The 801-nt window shown below is 48.7% G+C and carries 1 rRNA gene; it reads right to left on the minus strand.

Annotated elements, in window-relative coordinates:
• Positions 1-589 (minus strand): 23S ribosomal RNA (locus DP091_RS02150); the annotation flags it as partial.
• Positions 590-801 lie beyond the last annotated feature (212 nt).

Here is an 801-nt window from a genome sequence, read left to right on the forward strand (position 1 = left end):
GGGCTCTGACTTCTTGTAAGCACACGGTTTCAGGATCTATTTCACTCCCCTTCCGGGGTGCTTTTCACCTTTCCCTCACGGTACTGTTTCACTATCGGTCGCTAGGGAGTATTTAGCCTTAGCAGATGGTCCTGCTGGATTCATACGGGGTTTCACGTGCCCCGCACTACTCGGGATCCGTCTCGGAGGGAATATACTTTCGGCTACAGGGCTTTTACCTCTTATAGCGGGCCTTTCCAGACCTCTTCGCCTAATATGTTCCTTTGTAACTCCATGTGAGACGTCCCACAACCCCAGAGAGCAAGCTCTCTGGTTTAGGCTGTTCCGCGTTCGCTCGCCGCTACTGACGGAATCACTCTTGTTTTCTCTTCCTCCAGGTACTTAGATGTTTCAGTTCCCTGGGTATGCCTCCTCGTATCCTATGTATTCAGATACGGGTAACTAGCTATTACACTAGCTGGGTTTCCCCATTCGGACATCCCCGGATCGAAGCTTGCTTACAGCTCCCCGAGGCAGTATCGTTGTTCGCCACGTCCTTCTTCGGCTCCTAGCGCCTAGGCATCCTCCGTGTGCTCTTAGTAGCTTAACCAATCGCTTCAGTTTCGCGCCATTCGCTCTGTTGTCCGTTTGTTTCCTGATCTACTAAACGAGTTAATAGGTGGAAACGAAACTTCCAAAGGATCGACTGTCACGAATCTTCCGCTGCTACCGTTTTATTTAAACTTGTTTTGACACAAGTTCAGCTAAAAGGATATTTCTAATTGCGCAAATTCGTTTCGTTATCTAGTTTTCAAGGATCAA

The sequence above is a fragment of the Paenibacillus sp. MDMC362 genome (assembly GCF_003269305.1).
Taxonomy (GTDB): Bacteria; Bacillota; Bacilli; order Paenibacillales; family Paenibacillaceae; genus Paenibacillus_AQ.